The organism is Nonomuraea sp. NPDC003804 (assembly GCF_040610675.1).
GTDB lineage: Bacteria > Actinomycetota > Actinomycetes > Streptosporangiales > Streptosporangiaceae > Nonomuraea.
Genome location: NZ_JBEXMT010000007.1, coordinates 238478 through 260809, shown reverse-complemented (window position 1 = coordinate 260809; position 22332 = coordinate 238478). Strand labels below are relative to the sequence as shown.

The 22332-nt window shown below is 70.6% G+C and carries 22 protein-coding genes; 12 read left to right on the top strand and 10 right to left on the bottom strand.

The features are described 5' to 3' along the window. Positions 1–71 precede the first annotated feature (71 nt). Complete coding sequence (locus tag ABZX22_RS12440) at positions 72–761, bottom strand: hypothetical protein (protein ID WP_354907867.1); 690 nt, start codon at positions 759–761, stop codon at positions 72–74. Between the two features lie 172 nt (positions 762–933). On the opposite strand from ABZX22_RS12440, the gene ABZX22_RS12435 reads away from it, so the two are divergent. Next, positions 934–4038 carry a protein kinase gene (locus tag ABZX22_RS12435; protein WP_354907866.1) on the top strand — a complete coding sequence of 1035 codons (3105 nt, stop codon included), beginning with the start codon at positions 934–936 and terminating at the stop codon, positions 4036–4038. A gap of 568 nt (positions 4039–4606) precedes the next feature. On the opposite strand, the gene ABZX22_RS12430 is transcribed toward ABZX22_RS12435, so the two are convergent. Beyond that, positions 4607–5317, bottom strand: a complete 711-nt coding sequence (locus ABZX22_RS12430; RefSeq protein ID WP_354907865.1) for a hypothetical protein — start codon at positions 5315–5317, stop codon at positions 4607–4609. A gap of 66 nt (positions 5318–5383) precedes the next feature. Between ABZX22_RS12430 and ABZX22_RS12425 the strand changes: the two genes are divergently transcribed. The 4 genes from ABZX22_RS12425 (at position 5384) to ABZX22_RS12410 (ending at position 8404) form a co-directional block, all read left to right on the top strand. Further along, positions 5384–6172 carry an ABC transporter ATP-binding protein gene (locus tag ABZX22_RS12425; RefSeq protein ID WP_354907864.1) on the top strand — a complete coding sequence of 263 codons (789 nt, stop codon included), beginning with the start codon at positions 5384–5386 and terminating at the stop codon, positions 6170–6172. Positions 6173–6287: 115 nt separating this feature from the next. Further along, entirely contained in the window at positions 6288–7175 is an 888-nt protein-coding gene (locus ABZX22_RS12420; RefSeq protein ID WP_354907960.1) for an SPFH domain-containing protein, read from the top strand. A gap of 195 nt (positions 7176–7370) precedes the next feature. After that, a complete protein-coding gene (locus tag ABZX22_RS12415; protein ID WP_354907863.1) occupies positions 7371–8126 on the top strand; it encodes a sulfite exporter TauE/SafE family protein in 756 nt (251 codons plus the stop codon). A 29-nt stretch (positions 8127–8155) separates the two neighbouring features. Then, a complete protein-coding gene (locus ABZX22_RS12410) occupies positions 8156–8404 on the top strand; it encodes a hypothetical protein (RefSeq protein WP_354907862.1) in 249 nt (82 codons plus the stop codon). Here ABZX22_RS12410 and ABZX22_RS12405 read toward each other — a convergent pair. The 5 genes from ABZX22_RS12405 to ABZX22_RS12385 form a co-directional block, all read right to left on the bottom strand. Further along, positions 8383–9201, bottom strand: a complete 819-nt coding sequence (locus tag ABZX22_RS12405; protein ID WP_354907861.1) for an NAD(P)H-binding protein — start codon at positions 9199–9201, stop codon at positions 8383–8385. The two genes, ABZX22_RS12410 and ABZX22_RS12405, sit on opposite strands and share 22 nt — an antisense overlap. Before the next feature lie 29 nt (positions 9202–9230). Further along, positions 9231–10115, bottom strand: coding sequence for a Rieske 2Fe-2S domain-containing protein (locus ABZX22_RS12400; RefSeq protein WP_354907860.1), 885 nt, complete (start codon positions 10113–10115; stop codon positions 9231–9233). 30 nt (positions 10116–10145) lie between these two features. Then, the gene (locus ABZX22_RS12395; RefSeq protein WP_354907858.1) at positions 10146–10766 is read right to left on the bottom strand and encodes an HD domain-containing protein; all 621 of its coding nucleotides are present in this window, start codon (positions 10764–10766) and stop codon (positions 10146–10148) included. A 46-nt stretch (positions 10767–10812) separates the two neighbouring features. Next, complete coding sequence (locus tag ABZX22_RS12390) at positions 10813–12909, bottom strand: molybdopterin-dependent oxidoreductase (RefSeq protein WP_354907958.1); 2097 nt, start codon at positions 12907–12909, stop codon at positions 10813–10815. 196 nt (positions 12910–13105) lie between these two features. Further along, the gene (locus ABZX22_RS12385; RefSeq protein ID WP_354907857.1) at positions 13106–13339 is read right to left on the bottom strand and encodes a hypothetical protein; all 234 of its coding nucleotides are present in this window, start codon (positions 13337–13339) and stop codon (positions 13106–13108) included. 538 nt (positions 13340–13877) lie between these two features. Between ABZX22_RS12385 and ABZX22_RS12380 the strand changes: the two genes are divergently transcribed. Beyond that, a complete protein-coding gene (locus ABZX22_RS12380; RefSeq protein WP_354907855.1) occupies positions 13878–14741 on the top strand; it encodes a helix-turn-helix transcriptional regulator in 864 nt (287 codons plus the stop codon). A 67-nt stretch (positions 14742–14808) separates the two neighbouring features. Continuing rightward, complete coding sequence (locus tag ABZX22_RS12375) at positions 14809–15021, top strand: DUF397 domain-containing protein (protein WP_354907853.1); 213 nt, start codon at positions 14809–14811, stop codon at positions 15019–15021. Positions 15022–15510: 489 nt separating this feature from the next. Here ABZX22_RS12375 and ABZX22_RS12370 read toward each other — a convergent pair whose 3' ends face one another. Then, a complete protein-coding gene (locus tag ABZX22_RS12370; RefSeq protein ID WP_354907852.1) occupies positions 15511–16905 on the bottom strand; it encodes an MFS transporter in 1395 nt (464 codons plus the stop codon). A 69-nt stretch (positions 16906–16974) separates the two neighbouring features. Here ABZX22_RS12370 and ABZX22_RS12365 point away from each other — a divergent pair, with 69 nt between their 5' ends. The 4 genes from ABZX22_RS12365 to ABZX22_RS12350 all read left to right on the top strand — a co-directional run bounded on the left by ABZX22_RS12365 (position 16975) and on the right by ABZX22_RS12350 (position 20444). Then, positions 16975–17823, top strand: a complete 849-nt coding sequence (locus ABZX22_RS12365; protein ID WP_354907850.1) for a helix-turn-helix transcriptional regulator — start codon at positions 16975–16977, stop codon at positions 17821–17823. 33 nt (positions 17824–17856) lie between these two features. Then, on the top strand, positions 17857–18912 hold the full coding sequence (locus tag ABZX22_RS12360) for a CapA family protein (RefSeq protein WP_354907849.1): 1056 nt from the start codon (positions 17857–17859) through the stop codon (positions 18910–18912). 10 nt (positions 18913–18922) lie between these two features. Further along, entirely contained in the window at positions 18923–19708 is a 786-nt protein-coding gene (locus tag ABZX22_RS12355) for an alpha/beta fold hydrolase (RefSeq protein ID WP_354907848.1), read from the top strand. Between the two features lie 166 nt (positions 19709–19874). Then, positions 19875–20444, top strand: coding sequence for a TetR family transcriptional regulator (locus ABZX22_RS12350; protein WP_354907956.1), 570 nt, complete (start codon positions 19875–19877; stop codon positions 20442–20444). Here ABZX22_RS12350 and ABZX22_RS12345 read toward each other — a convergent pair. Further along, the gene (locus ABZX22_RS12345; protein ID WP_354907847.1) at positions 20416–20724 is read right to left on the bottom strand and encodes a hypothetical protein; all 309 of its coding nucleotides are present in this window, start codon (positions 20722–20724) and stop codon (positions 20416–20418) included. The two genes, ABZX22_RS12350 and ABZX22_RS12345, sit on opposite strands and share 29 nt — an antisense overlap. Positions 20725–20921: 197 nt before the next feature. Here ABZX22_RS12345 and ABZX22_RS12340 point away from each other — a divergent pair, with 197 nt between their 5' ends. Next, entirely contained in the window at positions 20922–21419 is a 498-nt protein-coding gene (locus ABZX22_RS12340) for a hypothetical protein (protein ID WP_354907846.1), read from the top strand. 123 nt (positions 21420–21542) lie between these two features. Here ABZX22_RS12340 and ABZX22_RS12335 read toward each other — a convergent pair whose 3' ends face one another. Beyond that, complete coding sequence (locus tag ABZX22_RS12335) at positions 21543–22175, bottom strand: hypothetical protein (protein ID WP_354907845.1); 633 nt, start codon at positions 22173–22175, stop codon at positions 21543–21545. Positions 22176–22332: the final 157 nt, after the last annotated feature.

Here is a 22332-nt window from a genome sequence, read left to right as displayed (position 1 = left end):
GAGCCCCCGGACAGACGTGCTCGTCCGGGGGCCCCGCGCCGCCGGGAACCTCGACCGGTTCCCTGGACGCGTCAGGTGTCCTTCTTCTCGTTCCGCTCCACCCGCGTGGGAGACGGCGGGTTCCACTTCGGCGGGGGCGGCGGCGGGGGCGGCGTGTAGGTGCCGGTGCCCGTGCGGCGCTTCTTCTGCGGCCAGACGATCTTCGTCGTGGTGCTCTTCATGAACAGATGGCCCTTGAGGCCCATCCGGGCGAGCTCTTCCTCGTCGAGGTTCTCCGCGCCGGTCGGCAGGTCGTAGGCGACGACGCCGAGCCTGGCGGCGGCCGTGCCCTTGGTGGTCTTCTTCAGCGTCAGCTGGAAATTGAGCCACGTCGTGCCGCCCACCGGCACCTGGTACTTCGGCACGCACAGGAAGACCTGGTCCTGCCAGACGCACGAGGTGCCCTTCGGGCCGCCCCACTTCAGGGTCGGGACGACACCCTTCGGCACGAAGCCCCCGATGCCGAAGTAGTCGGCGTCGTAGGGGCCGAGGTTCTTGGCCTTGATGAGATATGTGATCTTGCCGCCGCGCTTGGTGGCCTTGTTGTACGTGACCTTCACGCTGAACTTGGAGAACGGGTCCTTCGCCGCCGTCGCCGTCGTGGCGGCCGCCGCGAGTCCGGCCGGAGGCGTGACGGCCGCCGCCGCGGGCGCCGCCACGGCCAGCGGAGTCAGCGGCGCGACCAGGCCGAGCCCTATGAACATGCCGATTGCTCGGCGCATTGGGTTGCTCCCCCCTAACGGAACTGGAAATCCCCCATTGTCTAGTGGATTATTGCCCACGGCAAAGATTTCGCAAAGAGTGATGATCTATCGTGATATGACGTTGCTTGCACACCGTGCAGCGAGCCCGTCACTCTTGCGACTGGGGGAACGCACGAGGGGGAGGGCTCAGGTGCCTGACAAGCACCCGTTACAGCCAGGAGACCCGGCTGAGCTGGGTCCGTACCGGCTGCTCGGGCGGCTGGGCAAGGGCGCGCAGGGCATCGTCTACAAGGCCGAGGGCCCGGACGGCGAGCTGGTCGCGATCAAGCTGCTCAACACCAGGCTCGACGCGCCCGGCATCGACGCCGAACGCTTCATGCGCGAGGTCGCGGCCGCCCGGCGGGTGGCGCAGTTCTGCACCGCGCAGGTGCTCGGCGCCAACATGGACGGCGAGCAGCCGTACATCGTCAGCGAGCTGGTCGAAGGCGTCTCGCTCCAGCGTGTGGTGCAGATGGACGGCCCGCGCTCGGGCGGCGCCCTCTACCGGCTCGCCGTCGGCACCGTCACCGCGCTCGCGGCCATCCACCGCGCGGGCATCGTGCACCGCGACTTCAAGCCGAGCAACGTGCTGCTGGGCCCCGACGGCCCCCGCGTGATCGACTTCGGCATCGCCCGCGCGCTCGACTCGTCCATGACGCTCAGCAGCGGGGTGGTCGGCACGCCCGCGTACATGTCACCCGAGCAGATCTCCGGCGAGCGGGTCGGGCCCGCCAGCGACATGTTCAGCTGGGCCCTGACGATGACGTACGCGGCCACCGGCGCGCCCGCGTTCGGCCAGGACAGCCTGCCCGCCGTCATCTACCGGGTGATGAACGACCAGCCGAATCTGTCGGCGTTCCCCGACAGCCTGCGGCCGCTGGTGCAGGCGTGCCTGAGCAAGCGGGCCGACGAGCGGCCCACGGCGGCGGAGGCGCTGTTCTCGCTCCTGGAGAACCAGGGCGCCGCCGCCGAACGGGACGCCGAGGTGGCGATGACCACCGGGTCGCAGATGGCGGCCGAGGAGGTGGCCAACCCCGCGCTCTACGAGTCCCTCCCGGACGGCTGGTCGAAGCCGCAGGACCCGTCCGTCAACCGCTGGGCCGCCCCGGCCGACCCCGGAGAGGGCCACTCTGACGACCCCTCCGCGTCCGCCCGGCCCGCGGCCGCCCCTCCCGCGGGTCACCCGGACGGGAGCCAGGGCCCGCCCGCGCCGTCGAACCCAGGCGGCTGGGCGAGCCCGTCGGACTCCGGCGGCTGGGCCAACCCCTCGGGCGCCGCCTACATCCCACCGCAGGGCTCCGTGCCCCCGCAGCCGGGCCCCTACCACCAGGCCCCCACGGGCCCGCCTCGCCCCGGCCCGCCTCACCCTGGTCCTGCTTACTCCGGCCCTGCTCACTCGGGACCTGTTCATTCCGGGGCGCCTTATTCCAGTCCTGGTCACTCGGGCCCGGTTCATCCTGGGGCGTCTCATTCCGGTCCTGGTCACTCGGGGCCACCTCACCCGGGCCCCGTTCACCCTGGGCCGCCTCACCAGGGCCCCGCCCAAGGTGGGTCGCCTGCTCATCCCGGTGTGCCCGGACAAGGCGGAACTCACCCCGGGCCGCATCACCAGGTGCCTGGTCGCGCTGACGCGCCCGAAAACGGTCCCGCCCACCCCGGGTCGCCTCATCAGGGGTCCGCTCACCCCGGCGTGCCCGGACAGGCGTCCGCCTATCCCGGGTCGTCTCCCTCCGTCCCCGCGCAACCCCAGGGACCGCCCGGCGGGGCGCCGTACCAGAACGCGCCGCACCAGGGCACGCCGCATCAGGACGCGCTGTACCAGAACGCGCCTCATCAGGCCGCGTCACACCAGGGCGCGCCGTATCAAGGCGCGCCTCACCAGGGGCGGACACCTCCCGGGGCGCCGCCGCAGAGGGGCGGTCCCTCGGGCGACCCCCCGCGCGCGGAGTCGCAGGGCCAACCCGGGCGCGACAACGACAACGATGCCTTCTTCAGGGAGACCAGGCCCGAGGAACAGCGCGAGGACAGCTCGCGCCGCCGCAGGGCGGTCATGGTCGGCGGCGCGCTGCTCCTCGCGCTCGCGCTGGCCGCCGGCGTGCTGCTGTTCGTGCCGCGGACGTTCGAGGGCCAGGAGAACCCGGCGCCGACCCCGCTGGCCCAGGGATCCAACACAGCCCAGCCCTCGCCTCCTGTCTCCCCCTCGGCGTCCGTGCCGGTCTCGCCGGCCGTCTCCGGATCGCCGGCCGTCTCCGGATCCCCGGCGCCCACGCCGACGGTCCCGCCCCTCGAGTCGCCGCAGGCCCTGCCCGCGCTCGGCAAGCAGGACGGCAAGTCGCTGTCCGGGCACAGCGAGCCGATCCAGTCGCTGTCCGCGATCATGGTCGGGGACGACCAGCGGTTCGTGTCAGGCGGGCAGGACGGCGTGCTGCGCGTCTGGGACCCGGTCAAGCGCACCACCATCGCCAAGCTGCGCGGCCACGACAACGACATTTACGCGGTCGCCTGCGTCACCGTCGGCTCCACCCCGATGGCCGTGACGGGCGGTTACGACCACACCGTCCGCCTGTGGAACCTGAAGACCCGCAAGGGCACGGTCCTCGGCAGGCATCCGATCGCCGTGTTCGCGGCCGCCGTGAGCAAGGTGGACGGCCGCTACATCGCGGTCACCGGCGACGGCGACGGCATGCTGCGGTTCTGGGACCTGAAGAAGCGCCGGCAGATCGGCTCCGTCAAGGCGCACAGCAAGGACGTCAACTGGCTGAGCGTCGGCCGCGTGGGTGACCGCCCCGTGGTGGTCTCGGCCAGCGAGGACAAGACGCTGCGGGTGTGGGACCTGGCCAAGCGCAAGGCGTACGGCAAGACGTACAAGGGGCACAGCAAGGCCGTCTTCTCCGTCGCGGTGGGACAGGTGGACGGCAAGGCCGTGGTGGCCTCGGGCGGCAAGGACGAGAAGATCCGCCTCTGGGACCCGAAGACCGGCCGCTCGATCGGCAAGCCCCTGTCCGGCCACTCGAACAACGTGTACTCGCTGTCGTTCGGGTCCGTGGACGGCAAGGCGGTGCTGGCGTCGGGCAGCACGGACGGCACGATCCGGCTGTGGGACCCGCAGAGCCGGCAGGCGCTGGGCGGCTCGGTGAAGGCCCACTCGGGCGGGGTGTACGCGGTAGCGGTCACCCCGGTGGAGGGCGCCCCTGCGGTGGTGTCGGCCGGAAAGGACAAGCGCATCAAGATCTGGCGCTTCGCCTCGACCTCCTGACCCACCGCAACGCCCCAGCCATAGGACACACCCGGGGATGGGGATCGGCCGCGCGGGAGAGTTTCGCGGCGGGATCGGGCGTGTGGGGAGCTCCGTGTGGGGTCGGCCGTGCGGGAGAGTTCCCGTGGCGGGGTCGGCCGTGTGGGGAGCTTCGCGAAGTGGGATCGGCCGCGCGGTCGGGGCGAGACCTGGCCAGCCGGGGAATCTCGAGCGGAAGGGGCACCGGGGAGCCCGGCGGTGGGGTCGGCCAGGTGGCGGTGGGGTAGGGAACGGTCGTCTGGGGCTCGGCGGTGGGATCGGCCAACGGGTCGTCCGGGCTGGGTGGCCTGAACGGGTGGTCCGGGCTGGGGTGGCCAGGTGGGGAATCCGGGGATGGGGGCACGTGACGGCGGCCGGCCACGTGCGCTGGAGGAGCGTCTCCCCGGACGGGCGGCGGCCGGTGACCGGGGTGGGCTGTCGGCGGCTTGCCGTACGGGAGGCTCACAGGACGGGCCGGAGGAGGCTCGCCGGACGGGCGTCAGGAGGCTCGCGAGGCTGGGCGGTGGAGGCCCCAGGGCGCCGGGTGGATCTAGTGGTGTGGTTCGAAGACGGCGTGGTGGGCGGAGATGAGGGCGCGGCGGACCGCGGCGTCGAGGGTGCGGAGCGCCGTCGCGCGGGTGGCGATCTGCGCGGACGTCAGCCCCCGCTCGTCGGCCTGCCGCAGGGCCGCCGACAGGCGGGCCGCCAGCGCCGACACCCGGTGGGCGCGCGGCGGGTAGCCGGGGGCCAGCTCGCCACTGTCGTGCAGCCGTCCGGGGTGTCCCTGCGCGGGCCCGCCCACGCCCGCCAGCGCCTCGGTGGCCTCGCGCATGGCGCCGGTCAGCTCGCGTTCGGCCTCGGCCAGCGACGGCAGGTCGGCTCGCGGCGGCCCCGACTCGTGCACGGAGAGGCGCACGCCCACGTAGGAGGATCCGCGCAGGTCCGGTGCCGGGACGAGCCCGATGACCCGCTCGTTCAGCACCGCTATCGCCGCCTCGCCCGCTTCGACGGCGGCCGCGTTGAAGTCCGGCGGCCCCGACAGTCCGAGCGGGTCGCCGGGAGCGGGAAGCGCGAGACGTAGTTCGGTGAGACCATCGACACGCAGCTCGGCCAGATACGCGCGGAGCGGCAGCGAGCCGACCACGACCGGTCCGGCCAGCCGCTCCACCTGGTCGGCGGCCTCGTCGAGGCCCACGTGTCCGGTCAGCCAGGCGTTGCCCCACGCGACGAGCGGCAGTGAGATAGGCGTTTGATGGCGCACCGGTCCACGATATGCGCTCGCCCTGCAATAGGTTTGTCCCGAGCGTTCGACTGGGAGGGATCAGCGATGGGTGGTCAGGTGCTGCGGCTCCAGGATGTCGGCGTCCGGCGCGACGGATCGGCCCTGATACGCGGCGTCGACTGGGCGGTCAACGAGGACGAGCGTTGGGTCGTCATCGGGCCGAACGGCGCGGGCAAGACCACGCTGCTGCAGGTCGCCGCCACGTTGCTGTTCCCCAGCGAGGGTGTGGCCGAGGTGCTGGGTGAGCGGATCGGCCAGACCGACGTGTTCGACCTGCGTCCGCGCATCGGCCTGGCCAGCTCGGCGCTGGCGGAGAAGGTGCCCGCCGAGGAGAAGGTCATCGACCTGGTGCTGACCGCCTCCTACGCGATTCTCGGCCGGTGGACGGAGGAGTACGACTCCCACGACGTCACCCGCGCCGTCGAGCTGATCGACATGATGGGTGTCGCGCACCTGATCAGGCGGCGTTTCGGCACCTTGTCGGAGGGTGAGCGCAAGCGCGTCCAGATCGCCCGCGCCCTCATGCCGGACCCGGAGCTGCTGCTGCTCGACGAGCCCGCCGCCGGGCTCGACCTGGGCGGGCGCGAGGATCTGGTGCGGCGGCTGGCGACGCTGGCGGGCGACCACCGCTCCCCGACGATGGTGCTGGTCACCCACCACGTGGAGGAGGTGCCGGCCGGGTTCACCCACGCGCTGCTCATGCGCCACGGATCCGTCGTCACCCAGGGGCCGATCGAGCACGTGTTGACCGCCGACAACCTCTCGCGGACGTTCGGGGTGCCGCTGGTCCTCGACCGCAACGCCGAGGGTCGCTGGTACGCCAGGCCACAGTAGCTTTTGTGCGGTTGACGGCTTCGGCAAGCCGGAACCAAATATCATCTGCGGAGTCGGCCCCGACGACTCCCGGAGTGTGGCCATGGGCACCGAGCAGCTGATCGTCGCGCTTGTCATGGTCGCCGTGGTGGGGTTCGCGCTGGTGCGGACCATCCGCATCATCCCGCAGGCCACGGCGGCGATCATCGAACGGCTCGGCCGCTACCATCGCACGCTCACTCCCGGGCTGAACCTCGTCGTGCCGTTCATCGACAACATCAAGGAGATGATCGACCTGCGGGAGCAGGTCGTGTCGTTCCCCCCGCAGCCGGTCATCACGTCCGACAACCTCGTCGTCTCCATCGACACGGTCATCTACTTCCAGGTGACCAATCCCAGGGCGGCCACCTACGAGATCGCGAACTTCCTCGTCGGCGTCGAGCAGCTGACCGTCACGACGCTGCGCAACGTCGTCGGCGGGATGGACCTCGAGCGGACGCTCACCTCGCGCGAGGAGATCAACACCGAGCTGCGCGGGGTGCTCGACGAGGCGACGGGCAAGTGGGGGATCAGGGTCAACAGGGTCGAGCTGAAGGCCATCGACCCGCCGGCGTCCATCCAGGACTCGATGGAGAAGCAGATGCGGGCCGACCGCGACAAGCGGGCCGCGGTGCTGGCGGCGGAGGGTCAGAAGCAGGCGGCGATCCTGACGGCCGAGGGGGAGAAGCAGGCGGCCGTGCTGAGGGCCAGGGGCGAGGCGGAGGCGGCGGTCCTGCGCGCGCAGGCCGAGGCGGAGGCGGCGGCGATGCGGGCCAAGGGGCAGGCCGACGCGATCGGGATGGTGTTCAGGGCGATCCACGAGGGCAAGCCGGACGAGCGGCTGCTGGCCTACCAGTACCTGCAGATGTTGCCGGAGATCGCCAAGGGCGATGCGAACAAGCTGTGGATCGTGCCGTCGGAGATGGGCAAGGCGCTGGAGAACCTCGGCGGCCTGTTCGGCGGTGCCAAGGACAAACCGGAGTAGGCCACGGGCAAGCCGGAGTAGGCCGTGCGCCGCTGTCGGGCCCCGGCGTCGCCGTTCCCGCGCGCCTGGAGCGGTGGCGACCGGATCATGCGGTGACCCGTGATGCGCGGAGAGTGCCCACCCCGGGCGCGGGCAGCTGACGTGTGACGTCTAGGCTCTGGCCGACGTGCATACGGAACGTGAAGGGGGCGGGACGTGACTCCGTGGGAAGCGGTCGCGGTCTGTGCGGCCGGAGTCGCAGCCGGGGCCATCAACGCCGTCGTCGGCTCGGGATCGCTGATCACCTTTCCCACGCTGGTGGCCGTCGGGGTCGACCCTGTCACGGCCAACGTCTCCAACAACATCGGCCTGGTCCCCGGCTCCTTCACCGGCGCGTACGGCTACCGCGCCGAGCTCAAGGGCCAGCGTGACCGCCTGGTCAGGCTGGGCACGGGCTCGGCGCTCGGTTCCCTGGTGGGCGGCCTGCTGCTGCTGGTCCTCGATCCTGCCGTCTTCCAGGTCGTCGTCCCCGTCCTGATCGCGATCGCCTGCGTGCTGGTGGTGGTGCAGCCGAAGCTGAACGGCTGGCTGGCCGCCCGGCGCGAGCACGCCCACCCGGACGGCGGCCCATGGCTGTGGATGGGCGTGTTCGGCGCGGGCGTCTACGGCGGCTACTTCGGCGCCGCCCAGGGGGTGCTGCTCATCGGCCTGCTGGGCAGTTTCCTGGACGACGGCCTGCAGCGCGTCAACGCGGCCAAGAACGTCCTGTCGCTGATCGTCAACGCCACGGCCGCGGTCCTGTTCACGATCATCGCGCCGGTGGACTGGTGGGCGGTGCTGATGGTGGCGCTCGGCGCCACGCTGGGCGGGTTCCTCGGCGCGAAGGTAGGCCGCCGGCTGCCCGCGCCGGTGCTGCGCGGGTTCATCGTGTGCGTGGGGATCGTCGCCATCATCAAACTGGTGTACGGATAAATCCCTGGTAAATGGGTATAAATCAGGGCATGAAGGGTGATCGGGTCGAGATCGTGATCGACGCGGGGGGTACCCCGCGCACCTACGAAGTGATCGCCACCAAGGCCGGCCGGCGGGTCGAGGTCGCGACCAGGCGCGGCCTCGTCGAGGTCAGCGAGGTGACACGAAGCGGCACGGCCGTACGCACCGCCCGCTTCATGTCCAGCAGGATCCTCGCCCTCGTCGAGCACCCCGCCGACGCGCCGCGTCCGGCGGCTCAGCGGAAGTCGGCCGCGTGATCGGCGGCCCATGCGGCGAATGACCGGGCGGGGCGCCCGGTCAGCCGTTCCACCGCGTCGGTGACCTGCTCAGGAGCGGCGACGAAGCCGCCCCAGGCGGCCACGGCCTCCCGCGCCAGCACCGGGTCACCCCACACCGTGGCCAGCTGCGTCACGGCCTCCTCAGGCGGCATCTCCTCCCACCGCACCTCGCGTCCCACGGCCGCGCCGATGATCCGCACCTGCTCGGCCTGGGTGACGGCGGCCGGCCCGCTGAGCACGGGAGCCTGCCCGACGAGCTCGTCCGACAGCAGCGCCTTCACCGCGACGGCGGCGATGTCGGCCTCGTGGATGAGGGAGCGGGCGGCCTGGCCGTACACCCATCGGACGGTGCCGGCGCGGACCGCGTCGGCCCAGCCGAGCGTGTTGGCGGCGAACCCGCCCGGCCGCAGGAACGTCCACTCCAGCGGCGAGGCGCTGATGAGCCGTTCGAGGTCCTTGTGGAACATCGTGGAGTCCTCGGGCAGGTTCGCCGACAGGTAGACGACACGGCGGGCGTGCGCGGCGACCAGGTCGACGACCTTGGCCGCGGTCTCGGCCGCGAACCCGGGCCAGACGAGGAAGACGCCGTCGACGCCGTCGAGGGCGCCGGACAGTGAGGCGGGGTCGGTGAGATCGCCGGTGACGACCTCGACGCCGGCGGGGAAGGCGGCCTTGGCGGGGTTCCTGACCAGCGCCCGCACCTGGGCGCCCGCGGCGGTGAGCTGGGAAACGGCGTGGCGACCGACGTTGCCGGTCGCTCCGGTGACGAGAATCATGCCGACGACGTTAGGAGTTCAACAAAGGTTCAAGTCAACGGCCGCACCTGAATCGTGCCGTCCTCCCGTACCCGGGTCTCGAAGATGGGCGCGGGCGCGGTGGCGGGGCCGTGCTTGACCGAGCCGTCGCCCAGCCGGAACGTGCTGCCGTGCCAGGGGCACACCACGCACGGCACGCCGTCCTCGAGGACGATCCTGCCCTGGTGGAGCGGGCCCGCCAGGTGCGAGCACTGGTCGGCGAGCACGGTGACGCCACCGCCGTGACGCAGCACGAACAGCTGGATGTAGCCCAGCCTGCGGGCGACCGGCCTGCCCTGCGGCAGGTCGTCGATCCGGCACAGGTCGTGCCAGCCCAGCGGCACCAGGTGCGCGACCTGCTCGGCGTGGTTGGCGCCCGACGCCTGCCGGTAGGCCAGATGCCCGCCGAGGTAGCCGCCGACCGTGGCCGCGCCGAGCCCCGCAAGGGACAGCGCCTTGCCGCCGCTCTCGCGTCCGGCCAGCCGCAGCAGGAGGGACCCCGAGAAGAGCCCCACCGCGGCCAGGTTCACCATCATGTGGACGAAGCCCACTCGCTGCTGCTCGCGGTGGAGCGAGGACCAGTCGGTGAGCCCCGCGGCGGCCGTCGGCAGCGCGCTGCCGAGCCCCGCGGCGATCAGGGTACGCGTGGCGCGCGGGTCGGCCTTCACCAGGTCGAGCAGGGCGGCCGACACCCAGCAGCCGATCGTCACCGTGGTCAGCGGCGGGTGCAGCGGCTTGCCCATGGGCACGCCGTGCAGCCAGTCGCGGAGCCCGCCGGGGCCGATCTTCTCGCGGACGAATTTCGCCAGCGCGTGGATCGGCCGGTCCATCGTCCTGCTCTTCTCGAGCCGATCGGCCAGATCGACCGGGCCGGCCAGCCTGACTTTCTCCTTCACGACCGGACCCCTACCCCGGCGGTCAGGGGATCACTCGGCGAGGTGGCCCCGGCTGACCGAGAGGTCGACCAGTTCGTAGGCGTAGGCGCCGAGCGACGCCGACCCCTCCTCGATGATCTTCACCTTCTCCCGCACCTGGTCGGCCCGCACCTTGAACAGCGGCCACGTGCCGCCCTCGGTGTGGTGGTTGGCCAGGATCGGGGCGAAGCGGTCGAGCGCCTTGGCGAAGCGCGCCTCCACCGTCTCACGCGCCTCGAACTCCTCCCACAGCTGCCTGAAGACGCTCGCCTGGTCGGCCGGGAGCAGCGCGAAGATGCGGTCGGCGGCGGCGCGCTCGGTGTCAGCCTGCGCCGCCACCGCCACCGCGTCGTAGATGAAGGTGTCGCCCGCGTCGATCTCCACCAGGTCGTGGACGAGGAGCATGGCGACCACGCGCTGGATGTCGGTGCCGGGTGGCGCGTGCTCGCCGAGGATCATCGCCAGCATGCCGATGTACCAGGAGTGCTCGGCGTCGTTCTCCCGCCGCGAGCCGTCCATGAGGCTGTTGCGGCGGATCACCCGCTTCAGCTTGTCGATCTCCAGGGCGAAGGCGATCTGGGCGGTCAGTCGGTCCTCTTCCGGGGCGCTAGTCACGCGCGACACCTTATGCATGCGCCACGCGTCCGTCGACCGCGACGATCACGGCGACGGGGTCACCTCACGGCGCCTCGACGGTGACCGGAACCCCGTTGAAGACGGCGTTTCCGGACGGCACGTCGATCGCCGCGTCGTCGGTCAGCGTGTTCGCGCTGACCCCCGGATGCCCGGCGGCCACCGCCTGCGCGCTGCCCGCGTGGCCCCAGCCGTGCGGGAGGCTGACCACCCCCCGCATGATCGTCTCCGTCGGCTCCAGCGTGACCGTGAGCCGGCCGACGGCCGAGGTGACCACCGCCTGCCCGTCGAGCCCGAGCCGCGCCACGTCCGCCGGGTTGATCTGCAGCGTGCAGGTGTTGCTGCCGCCGACCAGCGTGCTGACGTTGTGCATCCAGCTGTTGTTCGAGCGCAGGTGGCGGCGGCCGATCAGGACCATCTCCGGCGGGGCCTGCTCCAGCCGTTCCTTCAGCCGCTCGACGTCCTCCAGCAGTTGGGCAGGCGCCAGCTCCACCCGCCCCGAGGCGGTGCGGAGGATGCCCGGCAGCCGGGGCTCCAGCGGGCCCAGGTCGAGACCGTGCGGGTTCTCGCGCAGCTTGGCCAGGGACAGCTCGTAGGGGCCGAGCCGCAGCATCATGTCGAGCCTGCGCTCCGCTCCCGTCTCTCCGTCCAGCTCGAGCTCCACGCCGGCCTTCTGGAGGGTCTGGTCGATGACGAACGCGTCCAGGTCGCCCTCGAGACCCGAGGCGATCATCGCGAGCCGCGCCAGGATCTCGCCCTCGGACGGCCGGCCGCCCAGAGGCAGGATCGGCGGCGAGTAGCGCGCGTAGTTGCGCACCGCGAATCCCAGCAGCGCGAAGTCGTAGTGTCCCGACTGCAGCACCCGTGGCGGCGGCAGGATCACGTTCGCGTGCCTGGTCGTCTCGTTGAGGTAGGGGTCGACGCTGACCATGAAGTCGAGCCGCTCGAACGCCCTGTCCAGCCGGGCCCCGTTCGGCGCCGACAGCACCGGGTTGCCCGCCACCGTCACCAGGAAGCGGACCTGGCCCTCGCCCGGCGTCTCGATCTCGTCGGCCAGCGTCGCCACGGGCAGCTCGCCGTTGGCCTCAGGCAGGCCGCGCACCCTGCTCCTCCACCGGCCCGTCGTGTACGGCCTTCGGCTGCCGGGCGCCTCGGTCGCGGCCATGGGGAACATCGCCCCGCCCGGCCGGTCGAGGTTGCCCGTCAGCGTGTTGAGGACGTCGACCAGCCACTGGGCCAGCGTCCCGAACTCCTGGGTGCAGGTGCCGATCCTCGCGTAGACGGCCGCGGACGGGGCGGCGGCCAGCTCGCGGGCCAGCCGGACGACCGTCTCCTCCGGCACCCCGGTACGGCGCGCGACCACCTCGGGGGTGAAGGGCCGGGCCGCCCCCCTGACCTCCTCCAGGCCCTTGACCTCGCACGACACCGTGGTCAGGCCTTCGGCGAACAGCGTGTGCACCAGGCCGAACAGCAGGTAGGCGTCGGCTCCGGGCCGGACGAACACGTGCTCGTCGGCCAGCGCGGCGGTCCTGGTGCGCCGCGGGTCGACCACGACCACCTTGCCGCCGCGCCGCCTGATCGCCTTCAGCCGGCCGGGGAAGTCGGGGGCCGTGCACAGCGAGCCGTTGGACTCCAGCGGGTTGGCGCCGAGCATCAGCAGGTAGCCGGTGCGGTCGAGGTCGGGCACCGGGATGCGCAGGGGGTGCCCGAACATCAGCCCGCTGGCCACGTGCTTGGGCATCTGGTCGGCCGTGCTGGCGGAGTAGACGTTCCTGGTGCCGAGGGCTCTGATGAGCGGCGCGCCGTACAGGGCGCCCGCCATCGTGTGGGCGGCCGGGTTGCCGAGGTAGACGGCGACCGATCGGCGGTCCCGCACGGCCGCGAAGGCGCGGGCGACGGTGTCGAAGGCCGCCTCCCACGTCACCTCGCGCCACTGGTCGCCGTCGCGGACCAGCGGCGCGCGGAGCCGGTCGGGGTCCTCGTCGAGGCGGCCGAGGCTGGCGCCCTTGGGGCAGATGAAGCCCTTGCTGAACGGGTCGTCCTTGTCGCCCTTCACGCTGGTGACGTGGCCGCTGTCGTCGAGGGTGAGCGTCAGGCCGCAGACGGCCTCGCAGAGGGGACAGGTGCGGTGCACGGTCGTCATCGCCACTCCTGAGTTCGTCATCTGAACTCATCTTGTCCGGTACGGCACGCCCTGGGAAGGCCCGAGGGCCGAGGCCGTGCCCGGCGCCTTCGACGCTCGGAAGGCCCCGGCCCTCTCCCGGATGGCTCAGGCGGGAACGAGCAGTTCCGCAGTATCGGGGCGGCTCCTCGATGTCGGCACGGGTTTGCGCGACATTTCACGACACCTCTTCGGGGACGAGCGAGGGACGCGGCACCTTGAGCTGGTCGAACCGCGGGTCGCGGTACGAGCGGGAGCCGAACCGGGTACGGGAGACGGTCCAGCCGCGCCGGTGAGCGAACTCGTCGGGCTCCATGCAGATGTCCCTGTCCGCCCACGCGATCCACCCCGCGATCAGTTCCCGGGCCGGGGACTTGATTCGGCTGAGTCCCTTGGTACCTTGTGAGTACATAGAAGACCCCTTTCGCGGCATTCTTGAGGTGGACTTCTGGCCGGGCCTGGCGCTGAGGCTCGACCGTCACCCGGGTGGCAGCCCGTTGACGGTGCCGGTGCGGGATCAGCGTCGGTCCGGCTTCGTGCTGAGTGCCTGTGTCGCCTCTATCTGAACGGCGCCGTTGCCGGAAGGGCGGCCTGCAGGGGCCGCGATTGAAGCATCGGGGGAAGGCTCCGCGTCCGCCATCTCGCCTTCCTGGCCTGATCGTCCCTCTGTGAACTGGCTGCGGCAATAGCTGGGGCGAAAGAAAATTCAAATTTCTTCGCAATTCCCGCTGCTAGATGCGGCGCACGAGTACATGCAACTTGCACGCAACCTGTCAGGCGGCACGTACGGCCGAGAAGTCCCCGACGCGCATCCATACGCTCTCGTCCATGGCTTTTCTCTTGCCCCCACCGTCCTCCCATGGAAGCCTTATGGCAAGTCTTCGTGCGAGTCCCCGTGCAACTTGCACGGTCTCCACCCCACTCTCGTTCCCGGTTGAGGAGAGCGGACGGTGCCATCAGAGCAGGGCAGCCCGACGGTGCGCAGGCTCAAGCTCGGTCAGGAGCTGCGCTATCTGCGCGAGCGAGGGAAGCTGACCGGCGCCCGAGCCGCGAGCCTGCTCGGCTGGTCGCCGAGCAAGGTGAGCAGGATCGAGTCCGCGAAGACGATGCCGAGCGAGGCGGACATCAAGGCGATGGCGGAGCTCTACCATGCCGGCGACGAAAAGGTCGTCGAGTTGCTCGGCCTGTTGCATGATGCGGATCAGCGCGGCTGGTGGGAAGATTACGAAGACGCCCTGCCCGGGGAGTACACAAGACTGCTCGGGCTGGAGGCGGAGGCCATCGATCAACGAGACTGGGAACCCCAGATCGTGCCAGGCCTCCTCCAAACCGAGGACTATGCCAGAGAAGTCATTCTGGCCACTCGCGGCATCGCGCGAATCACGCACAGCGGTGTTCGCAGCAGGGTCGAGGCCCGCCTCGACCGGCAGCAACGCGTCCTGCACCGGCCGGATCCACCCACGCTCTGCGTGAATCTGGACGAGTCGGTCCTGATGCGCCGCTTCGGGGAACCCTCGGTGATGCGGGAACAGATGGAGCACCTCCTCGAGGTCTCCCAGCTCTCGCATGTCAGTGTCCGTGTCCTGACCTTTGAATCACGTCATCCGGTCAACACGGGAGCTTTCATCCATCTGAGGTTCGCGGCGTTCGACGATGTCGTCTACCTGGAGTCGCTGTACGGTGCGCGCTTCGTCGAGGACCTCGAACTGGTGGCTGGATACGAAACCGCCTTCGACCACATCGGATCCGAAGCGCTCGATGAGGACGAGTCACGCGTGCTCATCCAACACAAGGCGATGATGTGGCGGCGTTGACGACAATTCCGAACAAATAGGGGCAATGGCGCCCCTTTGCCCATTTGGGGAGAAAATGCACATCGATATGAGCAGGGCGGGTTGGCGCAAGAGCCGGTACTGCAACGGCGCGGCGGCTTGCGTCGAGTTCGCCCAGCTGGCGGACGGCAACGTGGCCCTCAGGGACAGCAAGCACGAGGACGGTCCTGTCCTGGTCTTCACCCCGGACGAGTGGGCCGCTTTCGCGGCGGGTGTTCGCGACGGCGAGTTCGACCTCGTGGCCTTGGGCGCGTCCGCATAAAGAACGGCCCTGGCAGGTTGCTGGCACAACCCTCAGGGCCGTTCGGAAGGAGCCTCGATCCGGCGTCCTCTCTTGTCTGCTCAGCACGAAGTCGAGCATGAAGATCTTCATATCATTGCACGTTGATCATTCCGGTCAGGCTCCCGGGTGCGCCGTTTCCGCCTGCTTCCCACGACCAGCGCGACGACCGCCGCGACGAGCACGGCGATACCCCACTGGATCGGCCTGACGTCGCGAGCGGGAGGTCCTTCGGCATGCGAAGGGCTGGGCTCCGCCGCCTCGCCTCCCCCGCTCCAGACACCGTCGACGATCCGGTGGAACTCCGCCCGAGGACCGTCGGCCATACGGCGCCGGTGCTCCCGCGTGACCGCCCAGAACCGCCGCCCCACGGCTGTCCCGTCGGTGGAAGGCGGCGCGCATGCGTTCACCGTGACACGGGGTTCCCGTAGAGGAAAGGCTCGCGTCCGAGCGGAGCGCGAGCCTGCCGCGTCATGACGCCGGGGAGGTCTGCGCCTGGGAGATCTTCGGGCGGATGAGGAAGATGGAGCTCAGCCCGGCCAGGACGGCAAGCGCCGCCAATGCGACGGCCGTCCCCAGCGAGGCCTGTCCCGAATGGCCCTGCATGAGCGAGATGAACAGCGTGCCGACCGTGGCCACTCCGATCACCTGGCCGAGCTGCATGACCGTCAGCAGCGCGCCACTGGCGTCGGCCGCGTAGGCGGCGTCCACCCGCTGGGTGGCCATGTTGGTCACCGCGATCTGCACGCCGAGCCCGGCGCCGATCAGCGCGCTGACGATCGCGTACGGCAGGCCGCCCTCCGAAGCGGCCGCCAGCCCGAGGTACGCGGGCGCCGCGACGACGTAGCCGAAGGGCACCAGCGACCGCTGCAGCCGCTGCGGCAGCCGGGGCCAGGCCAGCCCGACGGCGGCGAAGGCCAGCGCGCACGGCACCAGCATCAGCCCGGACATCAGCGGTGTCAGATGCAGCTCGCCCTGGAGGTGCAGGGCCGAGGTGAAGAGGAAGGCTCCCCACGTGGCGGGCCCGAACAGCAGGACCGCCAGTCCGGGCCGCATGCCGGGAGCGCGCAGCACCCTGGCGTCGACCAGCGGTCGGCCGCCGCGCGCGGTCACCCAGCGCTCGACGCGGACGAACAGCGCGAAGACCGCCAGGCCGGCCGCCATCGACGCCCATCCCCACAGCGGCCAGCCGAGCTCGCGGCCCAGCACCAGCGGCACGATGACGAGCAGGACCGCCGACGACAGCGTGACCAGGCCGAGCGGGTCCAGGCCCGTACGGCCGCCGCCCTGGTCGGCGGGCAGTACCCGCAGGCCCGCCACGAGCAACAGCACGCCGATCGGCACGAGCACCAGGAACACGATCCGCCAGCCCGCGCCCAGGCCGAGCAGGATGCCGCCGAGCGCCTGGCCCACCACGATGCCGCCGCTCACCACGGCCGACCACAGCGCGATCGCCCTGCCTCGCGCCTCTCCCTGGTAGTTGCGCTGGATCAGGGTGAGCACCTGCGGCATCATGAGCGCCGCTCCCGCGCCCTGCGCGAAACGGAAGGCGACCAGTACACCCGTCGACGGCGCCAGCCCGCAGCCGAGCGTGGTCAGGGTGAACAACGCGAGGCCGGTCAGGAAGGTGTTGCGATAGCCGAACAGGTCCCCGACCCGGGCTCCGGTGATCAACAGGACGGCATAGGTGATGGTGTAGCCCGCCACGATCATCTGCAGTCCCGCCCCCGACGAGCGCAGGTCTGCTTCGATCGTCGGGGTGGCGACGTTGACGATGTTGACGTTGAGGACGGCGAGGAACTGGCCGAGCAACACGATGGGCAGGAGCAGGCCGGTGGTGCTCCTGGTAGTCGGGGTGTGGGTCATGCTACCAATGTGGTGGGCCGTGGATACTAGTAAAAAGAGTCCGATTATCCCGGTATTGGTGGCACCTGGATGAGTAAGCGACGTGATGACCTGGCCGCTTTCCTGCGCTCCCGGCGGGAGCGGGTCACGCCCGAAATGGCGGGCCTGCCGCCGGGCACCCGCAGGCGTACCCCCGGCCTGCGCAGGGAGGAGGTCGCCCATCTCGCCGGGGTGGGTGTCACCTGGTACACGTGGCTGGAGCAGGGCCGGCCCATCAACGTCAGCCTGCAGGTCCTCGACTCCATCGCGCGCACGCTCATGCTCGACGTCGCCGAGCGCCAGCAGCTCTACCTCCTGGCGGGCCACGCCGTCGCCCCGCCCGTGCGCGACTCCACCCGTGTCACGCCGGCCATGCAGGAGATCATCAACAGGCTGAGCCCGTTGCCGGCCGCCTTCAGCACCAGCCGGCACGACGTCCTGGCGTGGAACGCCGCCTACGCCGCGCTCTTCCCCGAGCTGGTCAGCGCCCCGGAGGAGGAGCGCAACACGCTGTGGCAGTGCTTCGTCGGCGCCCAGTGGCGGACGGCGCTGGTCGACAGGGAGCAGGAGCTGCACGGCAGCGTCGCCGTCTTCCGCGGCGCCTACACCCGCCACGCCGACGACCCCTTGTGGCGCGACTTCGTGAAGCGGCTGTCGGCGGCCAGCCCCGAGTTCGCCGCCCTGTGGGCCACCCATGACGTCGCCGATCCCCGCTCGCGGGAGAAGACGTTCGACAACGACCAGGTCGGACGGCTGCGGTTCACCAGCACGCTGTTCAACTGCACGGCCGCGCCCGAGACCCGTATGATCGTTTACACTCCCGTCGACGAGGCGACGCACTCCGCCGTGGTGTGGCTCACCGCGCACAGCGAGCGCGCGCATGGCATGCTCGGTGCCTGAAGACCGGGAGGGCAGATGAGACCGAGCCGCGCTGTGGCCGTTGTGGGTGTCGTGATCGCGATGACCGCCTGTGCGGCGGCGGAGTCCGAGCCGACCCCTGAGGCGGCCGAACGGCCGACGATCTCGCCCAGCCTGCCGAAGGAGCCCGAGCGCACGCCGTACACGATCTCCTTCGGGGGTGACGTGCACTTCGAGGGCGTGCTGAGAGGCAGGCTCGCCAACCCGCGCACCGCGCTCGGTCCGATCGCCAAGGTGCTGAGGTCGTCGGACCTGGCGATGGTCAACCTGGAGACGGCCATCACGACGGGCGGCACGCCGGCGCCGGGCAAGCAGTACACCTTCCGCGCGCCGGCCTCGGCGTTAACCGCGCTCAAGGCGGCCGGCGTGGACGTGGCCTCGATGGCCAACAACCACGGCATGGACTACATGGACAGTGGCCTGGCCGACTCGCTCGCCTCGATCAGGAAGTCCCGGTTCCCCGTCGTGGGCATCGGCAGGAACGAGACCGAGGCCTACAAGCCCTACCGCGTCACGGTGAACGGCAACCGCGTCGCGATCATCGGTGCCACCCAGGTGCTCGACTCGGAGTTCATCCAGGCGTGGACCGCGGCGGGCGACAAGGGCGGGCTGGCCTCGGCCAAGAACGAGGACCGCCTCATCAGAGCGGTACGGCAGGCCCGCAAGAGCGCCGACACGGTGATCGTGCACCTCCACTGGGGCACCGAGATGCAGAAGTGCCCCAACCCGGCGCAGCGCGCTCTCGCCCCCAAGCTGGTCAAGGCGGGCGCGGACGTCATCGTCGGCGGCCACGCGCACATCCTGCTCGGCAGCGGGTTCGTCGGCAACGCCTATGTCAACTACGGCCTGGGCAACTTCGTCTTCTACAACTGGGGGCCCGAGACCGGCAGGACCGGCGTCCTCACGCTCACCATCGACGGGCGCAAGGTGCTCAAGGACAAGTGGACGCCCGCCACCATCCAGGGCGGTGTGCCGGTCCCGCTGACCGGGGCGGCCAGGACCCAGGCGGTCTCCCAGTGGAAGGACCTGCGTTCGTGCACGGGTCTGGCCGGGAGCCCAGCCGACAGCTAGCCTCTGGACCGTGCGTCTAATAGATTCCGGTGAGGTTCGATTAGCCGTCCACGAGCAGGGCGACCCTGCGAAACCGACGATCGTGTTCCTGCACGGTTATCCCGACGACCACCACGTGTGGGACCGGGTCGTCCCGCTGCTCGGCGGCTATCACATCGTCCGGTACGACGTGCGAGGCGCCGGCGCCTCCACGGCGCCGCGCTCGCCCGGCGGCTACCTGCTCGACCGGCTGGCCGCCGACATGGACGCGGTGCTCGACGCCGTCGGCAAGCCCAAGATCCACCTCGTCGGCCATGACTGGGGCTCCATCCAGGGGTGGTACTTCCTCGGCAGGAGCGACAGGTTCGCCTCCTTCACCACGATCGGCGGCCCCGGCCTCGACCAGGCCGCCGCCTTCTTCCGCCAGGCCCGCCCGAGCAGGGTGCTCGGCCAGCTGCTGCGGTCGTGGTACATCGCCGGGTTCCAGCTCCCCGTGCTGCCCGAGCTGGTCGTGACGCGGCTCGCCCGTCCGCTCGGGGCCAACGCCGCCGACGCCCGCAACGGGCTCAACCTCTACCGCGCGAACATGCTCACCCGGCTGCGCCGCCCCGGCGACCCCCGCGTGCGCACGCCCGTGCAGCTCATCCGGTGCACCCGCGACCCGTTCGTCTCCCCGTGGCTGCTCGCCTCGCTCGGGCAGTGGGCGCCGGCGTTCACGCACGAGAGGCTCGTCGCCGACCACTGGCCGCAGCGCACGCGGCCTGAAGCCGTCGCCAAGCTGGTCGCCGCGTTCGCCGACCGCTGGAACGCGTCGTGACCCGCATTGCACGTCGTTCTACAATCGCGGTTTTCCCGGCGGCGCCCGGCGTATTGGAGGCAAGATGAAGTCCGTGTCCTCTCTGCCGGATGACGAAGACGGCACCGAGCTAGCGACGCTCCGCCGTCAGCCCACGCAGCGCCGTAGCGCGCGCAGGGTCGAGCGGATGCTCGACGCCTGCGCCCACCTGCTCGACGACGTCGGCTACGAAGCCCTCTCGACCACCCGCATCGCCGAGCGTGCCGGAGTCGCGATCGGCTCGGTCTACCAGTTCTTCCCTGACAAGCGGGCCATCACCCAGGAGCTGACCAGGCGCAACGTCGAGCTGTTCGTCTCCAGGGTCGGCGCCCGCTTCCTCGACGAGGACTACCGGGGATGGTGGGACGCCGTCGACGCGATCATCGACGAGTACGTCGCCATGCACAGGACCGTCCCCGGTTTCAAGAGCCTCCACTTCGGCGACGTCGTCGACCTCAACCTGCTCGACTCAGACTCCGAGAACAACATGGTGATCGCGGGACGGCTGCGCGGCCTGCTGCTCCAGGAGTACGGCCTGGCCGACAGCGAGGAGCTCGACGTGGCCGTCCTGGTGGCCGTCGAGGCGGGCGACGCCGTACTCAAGCTGGCCTTCCGCCGCGACCCTGCGGGCGCGCCCGACATCATCGAGGCCGCCAAGCAGCTCATCAGGTCGTTCCTGTCACGCAGGCTCAGTCCGCGCCGGTCACGCCAGGCGTGATCGGCCCGTACTCGGGCGCCGGCACCACCGGCTGCTCCGCGGGCGGGAGCGCGCGCGGCGCGGTGGGTCTCGCTTTCAGCCGGTTCGCGGGAACGGGGGAACAGGGACGGGGCAGCGAGACCATCTGGATCTTGTTCGCCAGCCGCGCCTGCATCATCGCCACCCTGAACTCGGCCGCCTCCACGGCCTCCATCCGGGCGGAGAAATAACCGGCGGTACCCGGGATCACCGTCGACAGCACCGCGGCACAGGCGATCATGAAGGTCACATGCTTGGCCATGCCCAGCCCCTTCCGCCCCTGATGACGTGTGCCATATATGCCCTTGGTCCTGGAGAGACACGCGGTGTGTAGTGGGGTTTGCACGAATCGTTGCCGAAGCTGTGCAGAGGCGGTGATGTTGCATTGTCCAGGCAAAACCGGGACCAGCTCGGTAGTCTCGCGGTGTGGCGCATGTGACCCGTGAGCACCTTGATCGAATGCTGGAGCAGGCACTGCTGGCCGACGACCACAGTTCGCTGGCCCGGCAGCTGAGCGAGCTCGCCCTCACCTACTCCTCGGGCGACATCTCCCGCGCGGCCATCTTCGTGCTGGCCGCCGAGGAATGGAAGCAGGCGGGGCAGCCGGCCCGGGCGCTCGAATGCTTCCAGCGGGCGGTGGACGACGGCGGCGAGTCGATGATCGACCCCCGGGCCGGCATCGCCGACACGCTCTTCGAGCTCGACCGGCCCGGCGAGGCACGAGAGATCATCGAGACGCTCAGGGCGGAGGGCGCGCTCACGCCCGCCACGGCGCACAACATCGCCGAGACGCTGGTGGCGTACGGTGACCTGCAGGGCGGGCTCGAGTGGGCGACCCAGGCGGCGCTCACCTGCGCCGAGGACGACCCCGAGCACGTCGCCCTCCTGCGCACCCGCTACCGGATCAGGCTCGACCTGGGGCTGCCGGAGGACGAACTCGACTCCCTCGTCTCCTGACACGCGCTCTGTCTCCAGGACCCGCGGCCACCGGGTGTGGACCCCCGGTTCCACCCGGGGAAGGGCCGTGCCCGGGAAAGGGGGCACGGCCCTGGTATGGGGTGCGGGAGCGAAACCGCGTCCTCAGTTCTGCAGGGGGTCCAGCCCCAGTCCCGCCTTGCCCACGGCGTCGGTGACCCGCTTGACCCCGTCCAGCTCGAGCGCCTTCTTCGTCTCCTCGTTGACGGTCTGACCCGCCTTCCCGACCGCGTCCTTGACCGGGGCCGCCAGCTTGAGCGGCGCCTTCTCCCCCTCGACCACGTCCGGCAGCGCGGGCAGGGCCTGCGACGGCAGGTCGGGCAGCCACGGGAGGGCGGAGACCCTGTCGGCGTTGGGCAGCGACGGCAGCCCCACCGGGTCGGGCGCGGTGGACTGGTGCGCCACCGCCGGCAGGCCGGACTCCTCGGGCAGCGCCACCGGGAGCGAGGGATGACCGGCGCCGGCCGCGACGCCACCCATGTCGGCGATGCTGAACACCGCCGTCGAGCGTGACATGCCCGGCATGCCGAGCTGCCTGGCGAGCTTCTCGACCGCCTTCGCCGTCTCCGAGTTCGAGGGGACGGCCATCGACGTGTGCGTGACCTGCGCCCTGACCTCCGCCGCGTCATCGCAGAGCGCGGCCACCGACGATCCCTCGTTGAGGGCGATCCGCCGCTCGCACTCCTCCGCCGACGCGGGCCCGGCCGCCAAGCTCACGCTCGTCGCCAGCACGGCCACCGCAAGGACGCTCCGAATACTCCGTGATGCGTTCGACATGCACGTTCCCCCTGATGGTGTTCGGTGATCCGACGAATCACGAAGCTAGCCACGGCGGCACGGCGGCCACCGTGGCTTGGGGCAACAGTGGTGAAGCTCTTAATGATCGAGACGCGCG